The following is an 18839-nucleotide window of genomic DNA, read 5'->3' as shown; positions in this document are numbered from 1 at the left end:
GCGAACCGCCATTTTATGGCCGCAAGCCGGACGAATCGCCATCGCAAAAAGGACGAATCTACTGCGTGACCTTTAAGCAACGCATTGTGGCGAAAATGCAACGCATCCGATCACGTTGTCAAGCCGTGCGGGAGCTTCTGTAAACGGAAACACCCAGTTCCCTGATCTTTTTGCGCAGCGTATTGCGGTTCAGGCCCAAAAGATCGGCCGCCTTGATCTGATTGCCACGCGTGGCGGTCAAGGCCGCAAGGATCAGCGGGTACTCCATTTCGGTCAGAACGCGGTCGTAGAGGCCGGGAGGTGGCAGATTATCGCCGAAGCTTGAGAAATAGCTCCGCATGTTTTCCTCGACCGCCTGGGCAATGGTCATGCTGCCGCTACGGACAGGACCCTTCTCGATCGGGCTGTCGGGAACGTCGGCGCGCAATTCGGCATCGATGATCTCGCGGGTGATGACGTCCTGCGGATAAAGCGCCATCAGCCGGCGGATGAGGTTTTCTAGCTCGCGGACGTTGCCTGGCCAGGGATAGGCCTTCATCAGTTCCAGCGCTTCCTGATCGAAACGCTTGGAGCCGAGCCCCTCCTTCTCAGCCTGCTGAATGAAATGACGCACCAGATCGGGAATATCCTCCGCCCGATCGCGCAGCGGCGGCAGGCGCAAGGGCACGACGTTGAGGCGATAATAGAGGTCCTCGCGGAACATGCCCTGATTGATCGCCTGCTTCAGATCCTTGTTGGTAGCGGCAACGATGCGAACGTCTGTGCGGATCGGCGTGCGGCCGCCGACGGTCGTATATTCGCCCTGTTGCAATACGCGCAGAAGACGCGTCTGCGCGTCCATCGGCATATCGCCGATTTCATCGAGAAACAGCGTACCGCCTTCGGCCTGTTCGAAGCGCCCCGTCGAGCGGGTCTGTGCGCCCGTAAAGGCGCCCTTCTCATGGCCGAACAGTTCGGACTCGATCAGGTCACGCGGGATCGCAGCCATGTTGATGGCAACGAAGGGGCCATTGCGACGCTTGCCGTAGTCGTGCAGGGCGCGCGCCACCAGCTCCTTGCCGGTGCCGGATTCGCCGGTGATCATCAGCGTCAGGTCGGTCTGCATCAGGCGCGCCAGCACGCGATAGATTTCCTGCATGGCAGCCGAGCGGCCGACAAGCGGCATGCCGTCCTGCATGTCGTCATCGAGTTTCGCCGGCTTGCGCTTGGGCTCGGACAGGGCACGGCCGACGATCGCGATCAGCTCCGTCAGGTCGAACGGCTTCGGCAGATAGTCATAAGCGCCCTTCTCCGACGCCTTGATCGCCGTCATGAAGGTGTTCTGCGCGCTCATGACCAGGACAGGCAAATCCGGTCTCGCCTTCTTGATGCGCGGCAAAAGGTCGAACGCGTTTTCGTCGGGCATGACGACGTCGGTTACGACGAGGTCGCCTTCGCCGGCGGAAACCCAGCGCCAGAGCGTGGCGGCGTTGGACGTGATGCGTACGTCGTAACCCGCGCGGCTCAAAGCCTGGTTGAGCACGGTACGGATGGCCGCATCGTCATCGGCGACAAGGATCGTGGCTGTCATCGAGTAGTCCCTGTAGAGTTCGGAAAGGGGGCGTCTTCAAGCGTGATGCCTTTGGAGGCCGGCATCAAAACGCGGAAAGTGGTGCGATGGTTCTGGCTGTCGCATTCGACGATGCCGCCATGGTCGCCGATGATCTTGGCGACCAGCGCCAGACCGAGGCCGGTACCGTTGGTTTTGGTCGTGATGAACGGATCGAAAAGATGCGGCACGAGATCGGCGGGCACGCCGGGACCATTGTCGATCACGCAGAATTCGAGCGGCAGCGAGATCTTTTCGCGCGTGCCGGCGACGGAAAGGCGAATGCCGGGGCGATAGGCCGTCGTCAGCATGATCTCGCCATCCTGCCGATCGCCGACCGCCTCTGCGGCATTCTTCACCAGATTGAGGAAGACCTGCACGAGCTGGTCCCTGTTTGCGAAAACCGCCGGCAGTGACGGATCGTAATTCTCTGACAGTTTGATATTGCGGGCAAAACCGGCCCTGGCGACCGCCTTCACATGATCGAGGACGGAATGGATATTGACGGGCACGCGATCGATCGGACGCTCATCGGAGAAAACCTCCATGCGGTCGACCAGGGATACGATACGGTCGGTTTCGTCGCAGATGAGGCGCGTCAGCGCGCGATCGTCGTCCTCGACGGATTGCTCGAGCAGCTGCGCGGCGCCGCGAATACCAGACAGCGGGTTCTTGATTTCATGCGCCAGCATGGAAGCGAGGCCGGTGACCGAGCGGGCGGCAGCGCGATGCGTCAATTGCCGGTCGATCTTGTCGGCCATCGAACGTTCCTGGAACACCACCACCACGGAGCCGGGCTCGCTGGAAATCGGCGCGACATAGAGGTCCACCAGCTTGTCTTGCCCGAGACGCGGCGAGCTGAGATCGACGCGATATTCGTTGACGGGCGCGCGGCGCTCGCGCACCTGGTCGATCAGCGCCAGCAGGGGGCTGCCGAATGGAATGAAAGTCGAGATCTTGTAGCGCGACAGATGCGAGGCGCTGGCGCCGAAGAAGACTTCTGCCTCCCAGTTGGCAAAGGCGATGAGCCCCGCCTCGTCGACCATGACGACCGGGTTCTGGATCGCGTTGAGAACGGCCATGGCCACGGAATTGCCCGCGCTCTCCCCGGCCCCGGAGCTGGATTTTGAAGTCATGCCGCCTCCTGGACGCATGGGGCGAGATCCGCCCCGGCCTGCAATGCCGCATGGAACGATGCGGCTACCTCGCGGCTATCTTTCGAAGTCATGATTTTTGCCTTGTCGGCACCAGTGGTCGCCGGAGCATGGCGATCCAGATACCAGGCCAGATGCTTGCGGGCATGACGGATGCCAACGGCCTCGCCATAGAAACCCAGCATCATCCGATAGTGCTCAAGGGCGATATCGACGATCTCCTGGCGGTCCGGCTCGCGATGACCAGCCAGAACGCCGGCATGCCAAGGGCGGCCCTGGCAACCACGGCCGATCATGACGGCATCGGCGCCGGATCGGCGCAGGATTTCCCGCGCATCCTCCGGCGTCTCGACATCGCCATTGGCGACCAGCGGAATGGAGACGACATTGCGCACGGCGCGGATCGCATCCCAATCCGCCCTGCCCTCGTAGAACTGCATGCGCGTGCGGCCATGGATGGTCACGAGCTGGACACCCGCCTCTTCGGCACGACGCGCGATATCAGGCGCATTGATGGAATTCTCGTCCCAGCCGAGCCGCATCTTCAACGTGACGGGAATATCGACCGCGCCGACCGTCGCCTCGATCAGACTGAGCGCATGATCCGGATCGCGCATCAGCGCCGAACCGGAATAGCCGCCGATGACCTTCTTGGCCGGACAGCCCATGTTGATATCGATGATATCGGCACCGTTGCCGGCAGCGATCCTGGCCGCCTCCGCCATCCAGTGAGCCTCGCGGCCGGCAAGCTGCACCATATGCGGCTTCAGCCCGGCGCTCTTCAGGCGCGCCCAGGATTCGGCCGTGTCCTGCACCAGCTCGCGGCTTGCCACCATCTCGGTCACGACCAGGCCCGCCCCATAGCGCAAAGCCAGCTGCCGGAAAGGCAGATCGGTCACGCCCGACATCGGCGCAAGGACGACGCGATTGCGGATTGACACCGGGCCGATGGAAAACGAGGTTACAAGCTCGGATGAAAGCAAATGATTATCTTTCGGGCACACCATACATCTGCACTATTTTTAGACAGGCTTGAGAAGTTTGCCAAGGGGTTTCGGAGAGGCCCGATATTTTTTGGGCAAATGCTGGAAAATACCCATTCAAGGCGATAGACCCTGCTGGAGCAAGGTCCCGCTTTGGCGATCTATTTAGCATGTGCTTGCACAAAAGAAAGCTCTGCGCTTTTCAGAGCCATGCTGGAGACGGAGCCTTTTATTCCTTGGGGGTTTATGACGCAAATGCATTCAACGCAACCGCTGTCGGTGGGAATCGTGATCGTTGCCGCCGGACGCGGCGAACGGGCGGGCTCGCCGGAAGAAGGTCCCAAGCAATATCGCGCGATCGGCGGCAGAGCGGTTATTGCGCATACGCTTGAAAGATTCGTGACATGGCCGCAGGCGGCGAAGATCGTCGTCGTCATCCACCACGACGATGAGAGCCTGCTGCGGTCGGCGCTGAAGCAGGTTGGCGACTCGCCTGAAGTCGACATCGCTTTCGGCGGCGCGACGCGGCAGCAATCGGTGCTCGCGGGATTACGGCAGTTGCAGGGAAGCGGCGTGACGCATGTCATGATCCACGATGCCGTGCGCCCCTTCTTCGACCACGATCTGCTGGATCGCGTTGCCGAGGCCCTTGCGGCCGGTGCGCCGGCAGTTCTGCCCGCAATGTCTGTGACGGACACGCTGAAGCGGGCGGATGGACGTGCGCTGGTCGTGGAAACGGTGCCTCGCGCCGGGCTTCATGCCGCGCAGACGCCGCAATCCTTCCGGTTTGCCGATATTCTGGCCGCACATGAAAAGGCGACTGCCGACGGCAAGACCGATTTTACCGACGATGCCGCTATCGCCGAATGGAACGGTTTACCTGTCACGCTCGTGACCGGCAGTGCTGACAATATCAAGCTGACCATCAAAAGGGATATCGCCATGGCCGATGAGAAGCTTTCTGCCGCTCTTCTGCCCGACGTACGCACCGGCAACGGTTATGACGTGCACCAGCTCGAGCCGGGCGATGGCGTCACGCTCTGCGGTGTCTTCATTCCGCACGATCAGACGCTGAAGGGGCATTCCGACGCCGACGTCGCGCTGCATGCATTGACGGACGCCTTGCTCGCGACCTGCGGCGCAGGTGATATCGGCGATCACTTTCCGCCCTCCGATCCACAATGGAAGGGCGCAGCATCCCGCATCTTCATCGAGCATGCGGCGAAGATCGTGCGCGAGCACGGCGGCACTATCATGAATGCGGATGTCTCGCTGATCGCCGAGGCGCCGAAGGTCGGGCCGCATCGCGACGCCATGCGCGCAAAACTCTCCGAATTTCTGGGCATCAGCCTCGATCGCTGTTCGGTGAAGGCAACCACCAACGAAGGGATCGGCTTCGTCGGTCGCCGCGAAGGCATCGCCGCCATCGCAACGGCAACCGTGGTCTATCGCGGAGGCAAGGCGTGACCCATTTCCCGGAGGACATTCTTGCGCTCGCGCAAACCATCGTCACGGACTTCACGGCAAAGGTCCGAATGGTCGCCACGGCGGAATCCTGCACCGGCGGATTGATCGCCGGCGCATTGACGGAAATCCCCGGCTCGTCGTCTGTCGTCGACCGTGGTTTCGTCACCTACACCAACTCGGCGAAGATGGAGATGCTCGGCGTTCAGGAGCAGACGCTAGTGCGTTTCGGCGCCGTCTCGAAGGAAACGGCGCTGCAGATGGTGCATGGCGCCCTCTTCCGCTCGCATGCGGATTTGGCAGTCGCAGTCACCGGTATAGCCGGTCCCGGCGGCGGGTCAGCGGAAAAGCCAGTCGGACTCGTTCACCTTGCCGCCAAGGCGCGCAACGGCGCGCTGATCCACCACGAAATGCGCTATGGCGATATCGGCCGTGACAAGGTGCGGCTTGCTACCGTGAAGACGGCGCTGGAAATGTTGATCGCTCTCGACCGCTGACGCCGAAATCCGGCCTCACGCGTAGATCTTGTTCGCGCGCGTCTCAAAGGCATCCGTGAACATGCGGAATGCACGATCGAACATCGATCCCATCAAGGCGCCGAGAATGCGGCTCTTGAACTCGTAATCGATGAAGAAATCGATGCTGCAGCCGCCGTTTTCCAACGGCGCGAAGCGCCAGCGATTGTCGAGATATTTGAAAGGGCCGTCGATATATTTCACATCGATGGCGTGCTCGAGCTTGTTCAGCAACACCTGCGTGGTGAAGGTTTCGCGGATCGCCTTGTAGCCGACGGTCATGTCGGCGATCAGCAACACCTTACCGTCGCGTTCCTTGCGGCTGCGAACAACGAGCCCGTCGCAAAGCGGCAGGAATTCCGGATAGCGTTCGACGTCGGCGACGAGGTCGAACATCTGGTCAGGCGAATGCGGAACGGGGCGATGGGTTTCGAATTGAGGCATGATCGGCAATTAAGCAGGACGGCCAAGAAGATCAAGAAGCTGACGCATTTCGCCGCGGGATTTTAACTGTAAAACAGGCACATCGGGGCCATGTTCGATAAGGCCAGTGACGACGCGGGGCGTAAATTTTTCCTCAAACGTCCAGATGAAGCGCAGAAATTCCCAGTCGACCTTCTCTCGGCAACCGGGCGCCATTTCCGGGCGCGTGCGACCGATCCATTTGATCCAGCGGGAGACGGCACCCCAGATGCAAAGCAGCCGTGGCATCCGTACCCAGATGACGAAATCGGTGCGCGGCAGGCGTATGTCGAAGGTGGAGGGATTGGTGCCGTCCATGATCCAGCGCTCGCTCTCGACCTTGGAAAGGATGATCGCGCGCTGCTCGGCCTTGTCGCGCTGCTTCCAGCCCGGCAGCCACAGCACATCTCGATCGATCGAGACATAGGCGAGGCCGAATCGGGCGGCGATCTTCAGCGACAACGTCGATTTGCCCCCACCGGAACAGCCCATGACGAGGATGCGGTTCGCTTTTTGCAGAATCGCAGCGGCTTCGTCGATATCGACGGCACGGGACAGCGCCAGCGGCGCGACGGTCTGCTCCACGGTCCAGCTCCATAGTCGATTCTAGTCTAAAGCGCCGATACCGGTCACAAACGGCGGCGTGTTCCCTAGGCCGCACAGATGACAAGCAAATGACGACACAAACAAAAACCGCGGCACAATCGCCGCGGTTCGTTCAAAAGGCAAGAGCCGGTTTTTACTCGGCTGCCAGCAGCAGCTTCTTTTCGCGCGCCGCCCGCAGCCGGGCGAAATCGTCGCCGGCATGGTGGGAGGAGCGCGTCAACGGGCTGGAGGCGACCATCAGGAAGCCCTTGGTGTAGGCGACCGTCTCATAAGACTTGAACTCTTCCGGCGTGACGAAACTCATCACCTGATGATGCTTGCGCGTCGGCTGCAGATACTGGCCGATGGTCAGGAAATCGACATCGGCGGTGCGCAGGTCGTCCATCAGCTGCAGGACTTCGTTACGCTCTTCGCCGAGGCCGACCATGATTCCCGACTTGGTGAACATGGTCGGGTCCAGTTCCTTGACCCGCTGCAGCAGACGAATCGAATGGAAGTAGCGTGCGCCCGGACGGACCGTCAGATAGTTGCCGGCCACGGTTTCCATGTTGTGATTGAAGACGTCAGGCTTGGCGGCGACGACGCGCTCCAGCGCACCCGGCTTCTTCAGGAAATCCGGCGTCAGGATTTCGATCGTCGTCATGGGCGAAGCGGCGCGGATCGCCCAGATCACCTTCTCGAAATGCTCGGCGCCGCCGTCCGCAAGATCATCGCGGTCGACTGACGTGATGACGACGTGGCTGAGGCCCATCTGCTTGACGGCCTTGGCGACGTTTTCCGGCTCGGCCATGTCGAGCGCATTCGGCTTGCCGGTGGCGACGTTGCAGAAGGCGCAGGCGCGCGTGCAGATCTCGCCCATGATCATGAAGGTGGCGTGCTTCTTGTCCCAGCATTCGCCGATGTTCGGGCAGCCGGCTTCCTCGCAGACCGTGACGAGCTTGTGCTCCTTCACGATCGAACGGGTTTCGGCATAGCCCTTCGATGTCGGCGCCTTGACGCGGATCCAGTCCGGCTTGCGCAGGACTTCCGTATCCGGCCGATGCGCCTTCTCCGGGTGTCTTACGCGCTTTGCGTCTGGATTGATCCTGTCGAGAATCGTGACCATGAAACGTCTACTTTCCGCCGCTTGTCCGCGGCCCATTCATCGCCGTGCGAATTTGGCGAGGAATATCAGAATGCATGCACCAATGAAACCGGTGATGAAAAAGCCGAGCCGGCCGCCGGGCACGCCGACATGCAGGGCCACCATCAACGCCGCGGCCACTACCGAACCGGCAATGCCGAGGATGATGTTGAGGATGATGCCGTAGCGCGCATCCATCAGCTTGCCCGCGAGCCAGCCCGCAAGACCGCCGATGATGATCAGACCCAGCCAACCTACGCTTTCCATCAAACCCTCATTCAAGGCGCCCTTCAGGATAATCCTGCCGGACGCCGCGTTGCGCCTTACTGGAAGTGCCCTAGACGATCAATCTCGCCAATAGCACCACGACGATCGCGCCGACCGTGGCATGGATGATCTCCACGACGAGCGCATTTTCAATGCCCAGCGAAATCCCGAACCAGTGGAACAGGAAGCCGCCGACAAAGGCTCCGATCACGCCGCTCACCAGGCAACCGATGAGCCCGCCGCCTCCCACCACCAGGCTCGCGAGAAAACCCGCGACCAGCCCGATGAGAAGAAAAACGATCCAACCTTGAGCAGCTATAGACATGTTGATTTCCTTTCCTGTTTTCCACCCTTCGGATAAAGGGCGAGGCAGGAAATTATCAAGCGTTCAGCACCCGGCCGTAGGCGTCGAGCACCGCTTCCTTCATCGTTTCCGAAACGGTCGGATGCGGGAAGATCGTGTGCATCAGCTCTTCTTCCGTCGTCTCCAGGTTCATGGCGACCACGAAGCCCTGGATGAGCTCGGTGACCTCAGCGCCCACCATATGCGCGCCCAGCAGTTCGCCGGTCTTCTTGTCGAAGATGACCTTGCAGAGACCCTGGTCCTCGCCGAGAGCGATCGCCTTGCCGTTGGCGACGAAGGAGAAGCGGCCGACGCGAATATCGTGGCCGAGCTCCTTGGCCTTGGCTTCGGTCAGACCGACGGAGGCGACCTGCGGATTGCAATAGGTGCAGCCCGGAACCTTGCCCTTGTCCGTCGGATGCACATTCGGCAAGCCGGCGATCTTCTCGATGCAGACCACGCCCTCGTGCTCGGCCTTGTGCGCCAGCATCGGCGGGCCGGCGACGTCGCCGATCGCGTAAATGCCCGGCACGTTGGTCTTGCCGTAGCCGTCGATGACGACGCAGCCGCGATCGGTCTTCACGCCGAGCGCTTCAAGGCCGAGGTTTTCGATGTTGCCCTGCACGCCGACGGCAGAGATCATGCGGTCAGCAACGATCTGCTGGACCTTGCCTTCAGCGGTTTCGACATGCGCAGTGATGCTGTCGGCGGCCTTCTCGACCTTGGTGATCTTGGCGCTGGTGATGATCTTCATACCGCGCTTTTCAAGCTGCTTGCGGGCAATCGCCGTCACTTCGACGTCTTCAACCGGCATGACGGTCGGCATGACTTCGACGACGGTGACATCGACGCCCATCGAGCGATAGAAGCTCGCGAATTCGATGCCGATGGCGCCAGAGCCCATGACGATCAGCGACTTCGGTAGGGCTGCCGGCTTCATCGCTTCGAAATAGGTCCAGATCAGCTTGCCGTCCGGCTCGATGCCCGGCAGAGCGCGCGGGCGGGCACCCGTTGCGACGATGATGTGCTTGGCGGTGTAGGTGCCCTCGCCCTTGATGTTCTTCGGCACCGGGTTCTGCGGCTCGACGACCGGCTTGGACGACTTGCCGACGACGATCTCGCCGGGCTTGGTGATCTTGGCTTCGCCCCAGATGACATCGACCTTGTTCTTCTTCATCAGGAAGCCGACGCCTTGGTTGAGGCGGGCCGAAACGCCGCGCGAGCGGGCGACGACCGCCTTCACATCCGCGCTCACCTTGCCTTCGAGAACAAGGCCGTAATCCTTCAGATGATTGGAATGATCGAGAATTTCGGCGGAGCGCAGCAGCGCCTTTGTCGGTATGCAGCCCCAGTTGAGGCAGATGCCGCCCAGATGCTCGCGCTCGACGATTGCGGTCTTCAGGCCAAGCTGGCCGGCACGCACGGCGGCGACATAGCCGCCAGGACCGGAGCCGATGATGATGACGTCGTAATTCTCAGCCATATGTTTCCTGCCTTATTAGGTGGCGGCGGATCGGAAGCCCCGGCGCCTTAATTTATCAGAGACCGAGCATCATCCGCACGATCGGCTCCAGGCCGCGACCGAGCGCCCGGGTGTTTTCCGCATCGAGATGCACGCCATCGAGCGGTGTGGTGATGGCAACCGAGCCCGCATCGAAGAAGCCGCAGCTCTCCTCATCGGCAAGATCACGGTAAAGCGTCGCAAGCATTGCCGACTCCTCGATCGCGCCGCGATAATTGGCGGCAAAGACCGGGTTGGCCGTTTCGGAGATGACGGGCGGCGCCACGATCAGAATATCCGGGACGTCATAACCGAAACCCCATGTATGGTTGCGCACGAGCTGGATCAATCGCCGGACACCTTGCGTGGCCGCGAAAGCGGCACCCGCCACCACCGGTTTCATGTCGTTGGTGCCAAGCAGGAGGATGACGAGATCGAGCGGGTTGTGGGTCTGCAGGATGGTCGGCAGAATCCTCGCGCCGTTGCGGTCGCAATCGGCGAGATGATCGTCGAAGGCGGTCGTGCGACCGTTCAATCCTTCCGGAATGACGCGGACCTGATTGCCGAGCGCCTTTTGCAGCACGCTCGGCCACCGGTCTTCGTAGGCATGACGGCCGATCGTCTCGGCGCTATAGCCCCATGTCAGCGAGTCGCCGTAACACAGAACAGTTTTGGTCATTCATGCCTCCGTGTCGTGACTAGAGCGTGATGCCGAAAAGTGTGAGGGGATTTCGGGCGACATCACGCTCTACCTATTTGATTCTAGAGCGGATTCAGATTTTAGGTCGATTCGACCTAAAATCATCCGGCTCTAAGCTCAGACGAGCATCCCCATCGGGTTTTCGATGTAGCCCTTGAAGGCCGCCAGGAGTTCGGCACCGAGCGCGCCGTCGACGGCACGATGGTCTGTCGACAGCGTGACGCTCATCACGGTGGCGATCGCCATCTCGCCCTTCCTGACGATCACCCGCTGTTCGCCCGCGCCGACGGCCAGAATGGTCGCATGTGGCGGGTTGACGACGGCGGCGAAGTTCTTGACGCCCATCATGCCCATGTTCGACACGGCGGTGGTGCCGCCCTGATACTCCTCGGGCTTCAGCTTGCGCTCCTTGGCGCGCTTGCCGTAGTCCTTCATTTCGTTGGAGATGGTCGAGAGCGTCTTCTGTTCGGCGCTACGGATGATCGGCGTGATCAGACCGCCCGGAATGGAGACGGCAACGCCGACATCGGCATGCTTGTGCTTGACCATGTTGCTGTCGGTCCAGGAGACGTTGGCATCCGGAACGTCACGCAACGCGAGAGCCAGGGCCTTGATGACCATGTCGTTGACCGAAAGCTTATAGGCCGGCGCACCGTCCTTCGACTTCGGAGCGGCATCGTTGAGCTGCGTGCGAAGCGCCAGCAGCGCGTCGAGTTCGCAATCGACCGAGACGTAGAAATGCGGGATCGTCTGCTTGGATTCCTGCAGGCGCTTGGCGATGGTCTTGCGCATGCCGTCATGCGGCACGAGCTCGTAGGAACCGGGCTCGAACAGCTTGAGGACGGTCTCTTCCGACATGCCCTTGGGTGCCGCGGCCGGAGCAGCTGCGGTAGGCTGTGCAGCTGGCGCAGCTGATGGAGCAGCCTTGGCGGTGCCGCCTGAAATCGCAGCCTCGATATCCTTCTTGATCACGCGGCCATGCGGGCCGGAGCCGGCAAGCGCAGCCACGTCGATGCCAGCGTCCTTGGCAAGGCGACGCGCCAGCGGCGAAGCAAAGGTGCGGTGACCATCCGTTTCAGCCGGAGCGGATACAGCCGCAGCCGCAACGCTTGCCGGGGCAGGCGCCGCAGCGGGCGCTGATGGCGCCGGGGCGGCTTCTGCCTTGGGAGCCGCGGTAGGAGCCGGAGCGGCACCAGCACCGGAGGCGGCAGCGGCAACGTCCTCGCCTTCGCCGGCGAGAACGGCGATCAGCGCATTGACCTTCACGCCTTCGGTGCCGGCGGGAACGACGATCTTGGCGACGATGCCTTCATCGACGGCTTCGACTTCCATCGTTGCCTTGTCGGTCTCGATCTCGGCGATGACGTCGCCGGACTTGATCTTATCGCCTTCCTTGACGAGCCACTTAGAGAGGTTGCCCTCTTCCATGGTCGGCGAGAGGGCAGGCATGGTGATGTTGATAGGCATCGATGAGCCCTCCCCTTATTTGTAGCAAACGGCTTTCACCGCATCGACCACTTCACCGACATTCGGCAACGCCAGCTTTTCAAGGTTGGCGGCGTAAGGCATGGGCACGTCCTTGCCGGCAATCGTCAGGATCGGCGCATCGAGATAGTCGAAAGCCTGCTGCATGACGCGGGTGGCGATTTCCGTGCCGACGGAGGACTGCGGATAGCCTTCCTCGACCGTGACCAAGCGGCCGGTCTTCTTGACGGATTCGATGACCGTCGGAAGATCCATCGGACGGATGGTGCGCAGGTCGATGAGCTCGACATCGATGCCCTGGGCTTCCAGCTCGGCCACGGCCTTGGTGGCATAGGTCATGCCGATCCCGAAGGAGACGACCGTGACGTCCTTGCCCGGACGATGGATGCGGGCCTTGCCGATCGGCACCACGAAATCATCGAGCTTCGGCACGTCGAAGTGCTGGCCGTAGAGAATTTCGTTCTCAAGGAAGATTACCGGGTTCGGGTCGCGGATCGCAGCCTTGAGCAGGCCCTTGGCGTCGGCTGCCGTATAGGGCATGACGACCTTGAGGCCGGGAATCTGGCTGTACCAGGCTGCATAGTCCTGACTATGCTGAGCACCAACGCGGGCTGCCGCGCCGTTCGGGCCGCGGAAGACGATCGGAGCGCCCATCTGGCCACCGGACATATAGAGCGTCTTGGCGGCGGAGTTGATGATGTGATCGATCGCCTGCATGGCGAAATTGAAGGTCATGAACTCGACGATCGGGCGAAGACCGGCCATGGCGGCACCGACGCCGATACCGGCAAAGCCATGCTCGGTGATCGGGGTATCGACAACGCGACGGGGACCGAACTCCTGCAGCAGGCCCTGGGTGACCTTGTAGGCGCCCTGGTACTCGGCGACTTCCTCACCCATGACGAAAACGTCCGGATTGGCGCGCATTTCCTCGGCCATCGCATCGCGCAGCGCTTCACGCACCGTCATCGACACCATTTCCGTGCCGGCCGGGATTTCCGGATCGACGGGAGCGGCCTTGGGCTGGGCGGGAACAGGTGCCGGCGCGGGAGCGGCGGCGGCAGGTGCTTCGGCCTTGGCAGGCTCGGCGGCGGGTGCTGCCTTGGCGGTCGAAATATCGGCAGCGGATTCGCCGTCCTGCAGCAGGATAGCGATCTTGGCGTTGACCTTGACGCCTTCGGTGCCGGCGTCGATCAGCAGCTTGCCGATCGTGCCTTCGTCGACGGCTTCAACTTCCATGGTGGCCTTGTCGGTTTCGATTTCGGCAATGACGTCACCGGAAACGACTTTGTCGCCTTCCTTCTTGAGCCATTTCGAAAGGGTGCCCTCTTCCATCGTCGGAGAAAGGGCGGGCATAAGGATATCGATGGGCATGGATCGTCCCTCCCCGATTTAGAGCAGAATGTCGGTGTAGAGCGCGGATGCATCCGGCTCAGGATCGTTCTGGGCGAAATCGGCACTGTCGGCGACGATGTCGCGAACATCCTTGTCGATACCCTTCAGATCGTCTTCCGTTGCCCAGCCCTTTTCGAGAAGGCGAACACGAACCTGCTCGATCGGATCATGTTCGGAGCGCATCTTCTGCACTTCGTCCTTGGAACGATACTTGGCCGGGTCCGACATGGAGTGACCGCGATAACGGTAGGTCAGCATTTCCAGGATGATTGGACCCTTGCCGGAACGGCAATGCTCGACAGCCTCGTCAGCCGCAGCCTTGACGGCGCGAACGTCCATGCCGTCGACCTGGAGGCCCGGGATGCCGAAGGATGCGCCGCGCTTGGAGAAATCGGCCTGCGCGGTGGCGCGCGCCGTCGAAGTACCCATGGCGTAACGGTTGTTCTCGATCACGAAAATGACAGGCAGCTTCCAGAGCTGCGCCATGTTGAAGCTTTCGTAGACCTGGCCCTGGTTGGCGGCGCCATCGCCGAAATAGGCGACGCTGACATTGTCATTGCCACGATACCAGTTGGCAAAGCCGAGACCGGTGCCGAGCGAGACCTGCGCACCGACGATGCCGTGGCCGCCGTAGAAATTCTTTTCCTTGGAGAACATGTGCATTGAGCCGCCCTTCCCTCGGGAATAGCCGCCCTGGCGCCCAGTGAGCTCGGCCATGACGCCGCGTGCTTCCATGCCGGTTGCCAGCATGTGCCCGTGGTCGCGATAACCGGTAATGACCTGGTCGCCGTCCTTCAAAGCCATCTGCATGCCGACGACGACAGCTTCCTGACCAATGTAAAGGTGACAGAAGCCGCCGATGAAGCCCATGCCATAAAGCTGGCCGGCCTTCTCTTCAAAACGGCGGATCAGGAGCATCTCACGATAAGCCTTGAGCTCAGCATCACGGTCGAAATCCGCGATCGGACCACCATTGGTGTCCTTGGCGGGCTTGGATACTGTCTTGCGGCTGGAAACGGACGCGGTTTTTCGCGGCGCCATTCAACCCTCCCTGTGTGAGTAGCCTCGTTTTATGTTGAGGCGTAACATAGGCAAGATTGTTCGCCACAGCAATGCTATAATTGCATGGCTCATATTCTTCGTAAGTTGTTGTTATAACTACGAAAAGAATGATTAACCGAAATCTGGTTAATTGTGGTTATTTGTTGAAAATGACGATCTCGTTCGCCTTGGAATAGGTCAGCTGATAACGCGCATATTGGTCGAGCATATCCCTGTCCAGAGAGCCATCGCTGAGCAGGGCGACCTCCTTTTCGAGGTGCTCGCGCTTCGCGACGAGATCGGCAAGCTCCTTGCTGCGGTCGATGCGACGCTGCTCGAAAACCTCGGTCGCCTTCAGCCCGTAGTCGCCGTGCACGCAATGATAGCCGAAGTAGCTCACAAAGGCGACAGTGACGGCGGGAAGGACGAAACGGCCGAACCTTCTCTTCTTATGATACTTTGTCCACATACTCGCTCGAAACGCTCTGCCGTAGGCAATCCCAAACCTCAGACGATGCGACGGAAGCATTGCGGCTGCGGATAAGATCACGTCAAATCAAACACCTAGAGCGACTCTAGCCGTGAGAGATTAACCGTCCGTTGACTCTAACTACGCAGCTAATAAAAAACCGCGCCCGAAAGCGCGGTTCAATCTCAGAGAAGCGTGCAAGCCGCAAATCCGACGGATCCTGCGGCTCAGGCATCAGCCGCGAAGAATGGAGCGGCCGGCAAATTTTGCCTGCGGGCCGAGACCTTCTTCGATACGGATCAGCTGGTTGTACTTGGCAAGACGATCGGAACGCGACAGCGAGCCGGTCTTGATCTGGCCGCAGTTGGTGGCAACTGCGAGATCGGCGATGGTCGAGTCTTCGGTTTCGCCCGAGCGGTGCGACATGACGGCCGTGTAGTTGGCCTTGTGCGCGGTTTCGACGGCGTCGAGCGTTTCCGTCAGCGTGCCGATTTGGTTGACCTTGACGAGGATCGAGTTGGCGACGCCCATGCGGATGCCGTCGCGCAGACGAGCAGAGTTGGTGACGAAGAGGTCGTCGCCAACGAGCTGCGTCTTCTTGCCGATCAGGTCGGTGAGCGTCTTCCAGCCTTCCCAGTCGTCCTCGGCCATGCCGTCTTCGATCGAAACGATCGGGTAGTTGGCGGCAAGTTCGGCAAGGTATTCAGCCATGGCGCCGGATTCCAGCGTGCGGCCTTCGCCTTCAAGCACGTACTTGCCGTCCTTGAAGAACTCGGTCGAAGCGCAATCGAGGCCAAGAGCGATCTCTTCGCCCGGCTTGTAACCGGCCTTTTCGATCGACTTCATGATGAAGTCGAGGGCAGCAGGGGCGCTGGAGAGGCCCGGCGCAAAGCCGCCTTCGTCACCGACATTGGTGTTGTGACCCTGGGAAGCCAGCTCCTTCTTAAGGACGTGGAAAACTTCCGAGCCCATGCGCACCGCGTCGCGGAAGGTGTCAGCGCCGATCGGCAGGATCATGAATTCCTGGAAATCGATCGGATTGTCTGCATGTGCACCGCCGTTGATGATGTTCATCATCGGAACCGGCAGCAGGCGAGCGTGAGCGCCGCCGACATAACGGTAAAGCGGCAGGTTGGCGCTCTGGGCGGCAGCCTTGGCGACGGCCAGCGACACGCCGAGGATGGCGTTGGCGCCGATGCGGGACTTGTTCGGCGTGCCGTCAAGCTCGATCATGATGTCGTCGAGCTGGATCTGGTTTTCAGCGTCCATGCCGCCGATCGCGTCGAAGATTTCCGAGTTGACGGCTTCGACAGCCTTCTCGACGCCCTTGCCATGATAACGCGTGCCGCCGTCGCGAAGCTCGACGGCTTCATGCGCGCCGGTCGACGCACCCGACGGAACCGCCGCGCGGCCCATGCTGCCATCTTCGAGGTAGACATCGACTTCGACGGTCGGATTGCCACGGCTGTCGAGAATTTCGCGGGCGATAATGTCGGTGATTGCGGTCATGATAGCTTCCTGCTCGCTGGTTTATAAATCGATTGAAATGGTCTTAATCGAAGACGCGGAAATTACAATGCCGCTCCGCACCCCGATTTGACACTCCTCTAGGCCCGTAACGCAAATTCATGTCAGCCTGTTGAATGCCTGATATTTCTCAGGCCTTGGCGATGGCGTCGAAGGCAAGCAGCTTCTCCAGAAGCCGCGGCATATCCTTCAGATAGACCATGTTCGGGCCGTCCGACGGCGCATTGTCCGGATCCTCATGCGTCTCGACGAAAACGCCGGCAACACCAACGGCGACGGCGGCGCGCGCCAGCGTCTCGACGAATCGGCGATCGCCGCCCGTCGAACCACCTTGCCCGCCGGGCTGCTGCACGGAATGGGTCGCATCGAAAATCACCGGCGCGCCCATCGCCGCCATGATCGGCAGCGAGCGCATGTCGGAGACCAGCGTATTGTAGCCGAAGGAGGCGCCGCGCTCGCACAGAAGAATGTTCGGGTTACCGCTGTCGTTCAGCTTGGCAAGCACGTTCTTCATGTCCCAGGGAGCCAGAAACTGTCCCTTCTTGACGTTGACGACGCGGCCGGTCTTGGCAGCAGCGACCAGCAGGTCAGTCTGGCGCGAGAGAAAGGCCGGGATCTGCAAGATGTCTACCGTCTTGGCGACGACAGCGCATTGTTCTTCCGTATGGATGTCGGACAGGACCGGAAAGCCATATTCTTTTTTCAGATCGGCAAAGACTTCCATGGCCTTCTCCAGGCCAATGCCACGCTTGCCGGAGAGCGAGGTACGGTTCGCCTTGTCATACGAGGACTTGTAGACAAGACCGATGCCGAGCTTGCCGCAGAGTTCCTTCAGGACACCGGCAACCATGAAGGCGTGCTCGCGGCTTTCCATCTGACAGGGACCGGCAATAAGCGACAGCTTGGCGGTGTTGGAAAACAGAACCTTGGAGGCTCCCTCGCCGACGATCACTTCAGAATTCGTGCTCATGCTATCTCCTCGAAGGCGAACAGGGCGCCCGGTCCGGGGGCCAGCCTTGTCAATATACGATTGTTCTTACGCGTGTAGGTGACGCCGTTAGCAGCGAAATGCGACGATGTCACGGAAAGATCGCGTGTTTTGAAAAGGATTGCGCGCGCCCGCAGGCCGGGATCGTCCGTGTGGACCTGCAAATCGTAAAACGCTTCCATTCCAGCCGGCGTCAGGAGCTCAAGATCGGCATTGGCCGCCCTGATCGTCAGGCCGAAAGAATGCTCCGATATCCAAGGTTCACCGACGATCTCTTCGAAAAAGGTGCGGAATGTGGCAGGTGCGGGTGTCGATATCGCCACCCGCGCAATGCCGGTGACGCCGTTTTCATGGTGCTCCAGCACGCTGCGGTCGGCCGGCAGAGGATTGATGCGCTGGCAGCAGAAGGCCAGAAAATCCGGCGCACGCAGATCGGCGGCGAAAGCGAGACGAAAACCGGCGACGGTTTCTGTTCCATCCGGCATTTTCATGGGACGCGAGAAATCGAGCATGCGTCCCGCCGAGATGGCGCTTGCCTGAAAGCGCTCGTCATCGGCGACAGCGTCCTCCGTGCCGAACACCACGGCTGAAAAGCCGTCTTCACCGAGCCGGAAGCGATAGGCCTGATCGCGCGCAACGAAGACATTCCCCTCGCCGACGCTCTCCTCACATTGCTCGTGAGAAGCGACTGCCAACGGTTCAAGATAGGTCTTGTCCGCAAAGAAGACGCAGGCATTCTCGGTGCCGAACGGATGACGGGCGTCGGGAGCGACGGTAAAACCGAGCTTGCCGAGCCGCTCGCGCGCCGAAGCGAGATTGACGGTCGGCAAGACGAGATGATCCAGCGGATGCGGCGACAAGGTCATGATGTCTCCTGTTTTCCTGCGCTCGCAGGTTTGCGCCCATCCATCGTCCAATTCAAGACGAAAGCAAGACGATAGACGCGCAGGGCGACCGCGTAGCCTGTCGTAAGGCGCCGGAGCTAGCGGCTGATTCCTTGACCCGTACCGGATTCGCATGTCGTGAAAATGGCTTTCATCCACGCATCAGCTACTCAAGGTAGACTGCACCCGCCTCCATGAGGGACCAGACAGCATTTCCTCATGTTTTCCGCTAGGTTAGCGCGGATATGACCGCGTGAGACTTTTATTGGGTCCATCCAGTGATGTCGAATATTTAACTGTCCGCGCAAAGCTTTACCGAAATTTAAGTACTTGCGGAACACATA

General features: G+C 60.6%; 19 protein-coding genes. 2 read left to right on the top strand and 17 right to left on the bottom strand.

Features of this window, described 5'->3' with window-relative positions:
- Positions 1–118: 118 nt before the first annotated feature.
- From ntrC to dusB, 3 genes are read right to left on the bottom strand one after another with little or no spacing between them, the layout of a single operon-like run.
- The gene (gene ntrC, locus JTP94_RS21550) at positions 119–1570 is read right to left on the bottom strand and encodes a nitrogen regulation protein NR(I) (protein WP_204852507.1); all 1452 of its coding nucleotides are present in this window, start codon (positions 1568–1570) and stop codon (positions 119–121) included.
- Positions 1567–2724, bottom strand: a complete 1158-nt coding sequence (locus JTP94_RS21545) for a nitrogen regulation protein NR(II) (RefSeq protein ID WP_204852506.1) — start codon at positions 2722–2724, stop codon at positions 1567–1569. The genes ntrC and JTP94_RS21545 overlap by 4 nt, the downstream gene beginning before the upstream one ends.
- The gene (dusB, locus tag JTP94_RS21540) at positions 2721–3749 is read right to left on the bottom strand and encodes a tRNA dihydrouridine synthase DusB (RefSeq protein ID WP_204852505.1); all 1029 of its coding nucleotides are present in this window, start codon (positions 3747–3749) and stop codon (positions 2721–2723) included. The genes JTP94_RS21545 and dusB overlap by 4 nt, the downstream gene beginning before the upstream one ends.
- A 222-nt stretch (positions 3750–3971) precedes the next feature.
- Between dusB and JTP94_RS21535 the strand changes: the two genes are divergently transcribed.
- On the top strand, positions 3972–5192 hold the full coding sequence (locus tag JTP94_RS21535; protein WP_204852504.1) for a bifunctional 2-C-methyl-D-erythritol 4-phosphate cytidylyltransferase/2-C-methyl-D-erythritol 2,4-cyclodiphosphate synthase: 1221 nt from the start codon (positions 3972–3974) through the stop codon (positions 5190–5192).
- The gene (locus JTP94_RS21530; RefSeq protein ID WP_204852503.1) at positions 5189–5686 is read left to right on the top strand and encodes a CinA family protein; all 498 of its coding nucleotides are present in this window, start codon (positions 5189–5191) and stop codon (positions 5684–5686) included. Before JTP94_RS21535 ends, JTP94_RS21530 begins: the two co-directional genes overlap by 4 nt.
- A 15-nt stretch (positions 5687–5701) precedes the next feature.
- On the opposite strand, the gene JTP94_RS21525 is transcribed toward JTP94_RS21530, so the two are convergent.
- From JTP94_RS21525 to JTP94_RS21460, 14 genes are all read right to left on the bottom strand, one after another.
- Entirely contained in the window at positions 5702–6148 is a 447-nt protein-coding gene (locus tag JTP94_RS21525; RefSeq protein WP_204852502.1) for a type II toxin-antitoxin system RatA family toxin, read from the bottom strand.
- Between the two features lie 9 nt (positions 6149–6157).
- Entirely contained in the window at positions 6158–6730 is a 573-nt protein-coding gene (locus tag JTP94_RS21520) for an AAA family ATPase (protein ID WP_210384242.1), read from the bottom strand.
- Between the two features lie 175 nt (positions 6731–6905).
- Positions 6906–7877 carry a lipoyl synthase gene (gene lipA / locus JTP94_RS21515; protein ID WP_034505117.1) on the bottom strand — a complete coding sequence of 324 codons (972 nt, stop codon included), beginning with the start codon at positions 7875–7877 and terminating at the stop codon, positions 6906–6908.
- A 36-nt stretch (positions 7878–7913) separates the two neighbouring features.
- Positions 7914–8162: a GlsB/YeaQ/YmgE family stress response membrane protein gene (locus tag JTP94_RS21510; RefSeq protein WP_037201967.1), complete on the bottom strand. Its 249-nt coding sequence runs from the start codon at positions 8160–8162 to the stop codon at positions 7914–7916.
- 70 nt (positions 8163–8232) lie between these two features.
- Complete coding sequence (locus JTP94_RS21505; RefSeq protein ID WP_034505119.1) at positions 8233–8487, bottom strand: GlsB/YeaQ/YmgE family stress response membrane protein; 255 nt, start codon at positions 8485–8487, stop codon at positions 8233–8235.
- Positions 8488–8542: 55 nt separating this feature from the next.
- Positions 8543–9988: a dihydrolipoyl dehydrogenase gene (gene lpdA / locus JTP94_RS21500; RefSeq protein WP_204852500.1), complete on the bottom strand. Its 1446-nt coding sequence runs from the start codon at positions 9986–9988 to the stop codon at positions 8543–8545.
- 55 nt (positions 9989–10043) lie between these two features.
- Positions 10044–10685, bottom strand: a complete 642-nt coding sequence (locus JTP94_RS21495) for an SGNH/GDSL hydrolase family protein (RefSeq protein ID WP_034505122.1) — start codon at positions 10683–10685, stop codon at positions 10044–10046.
- Positions 10686–10823: 138 nt separating this feature from the next.
- Positions 10824–12173, bottom strand: a complete 1350-nt coding sequence (locus tag JTP94_RS21490) for a pyruvate dehydrogenase complex dihydrolipoamide acetyltransferase (RefSeq protein WP_204852499.1) — start codon at positions 12171–12173, stop codon at positions 10824–10826.
- A 15-nt stretch (positions 12174–12188) separates the two neighbouring features.
- Positions 12189–13565 carry a pyruvate dehydrogenase complex E1 component subunit beta gene (locus JTP94_RS21485; protein ID WP_204852498.1) on the bottom strand — a complete coding sequence of 459 codons (1377 nt, stop codon included), beginning with the start codon at positions 13563–13565 and terminating at the stop codon, positions 12189–12191.
- Between the two features lie 18 nt (positions 13566–13583).
- On the bottom strand, positions 13584–14627 hold the full coding sequence (pdhA, locus tag JTP94_RS21480; protein WP_204852497.1) for a pyruvate dehydrogenase (acetyl-transferring) E1 component subunit alpha: 1044 nt from the start codon (positions 14625–14627) through the stop codon (positions 13584–13586).
- 157 nt (positions 14628–14784) lie between these two features.
- Entirely contained in the window at positions 14785–15096 is a 312-nt protein-coding gene (locus JTP94_RS21475) for a septum formation initiator family protein (RefSeq protein ID WP_034505127.1), read from the bottom strand.
- A gap of 234 nt (positions 15097–15330) precedes the next feature.
- Positions 15331–16605: a phosphopyruvate hydratase gene (eno, locus tag JTP94_RS21470; RefSeq protein ID WP_204852496.1), complete on the bottom strand. Its 1275-nt coding sequence runs from the start codon at positions 16603–16605 to the stop codon at positions 15331–15333.
- A gap of 148 nt (positions 16606–16753) precedes the next feature.
- Positions 16754–17593, bottom strand: coding sequence for a 3-deoxy-8-phosphooctulonate synthase (gene kdsA / locus JTP94_RS21465; protein WP_204852495.1), 840 nt, complete (start codon positions 17591–17593; stop codon positions 16754–16756).
- On the bottom strand, positions 17590–18477 hold the full coding sequence (locus tag JTP94_RS21460; protein ID WP_204852494.1) for a VOC family protein: 888 nt from the start codon (positions 18475–18477) through the stop codon (positions 17590–17592). The genes kdsA and JTP94_RS21460 overlap by 4 nt, the downstream gene beginning before the upstream one ends.
- Positions 18478–18839: the final 362 nt, after the last annotated feature.

Source organism: Martinezella lusitana (assembly GCF_016901135.1).
GTDB classification, from domain to species: Bacteria; Pseudomonadota; Alphaproteobacteria; order Rhizobiales; family Rhizobiaceae; genus Rhizobium; species Rhizobium lusitanum_D.
Note: the sequence above shows the minus strand (reverse complement) of the source record. Positions and strands in the feature narration are given on the sequence as shown.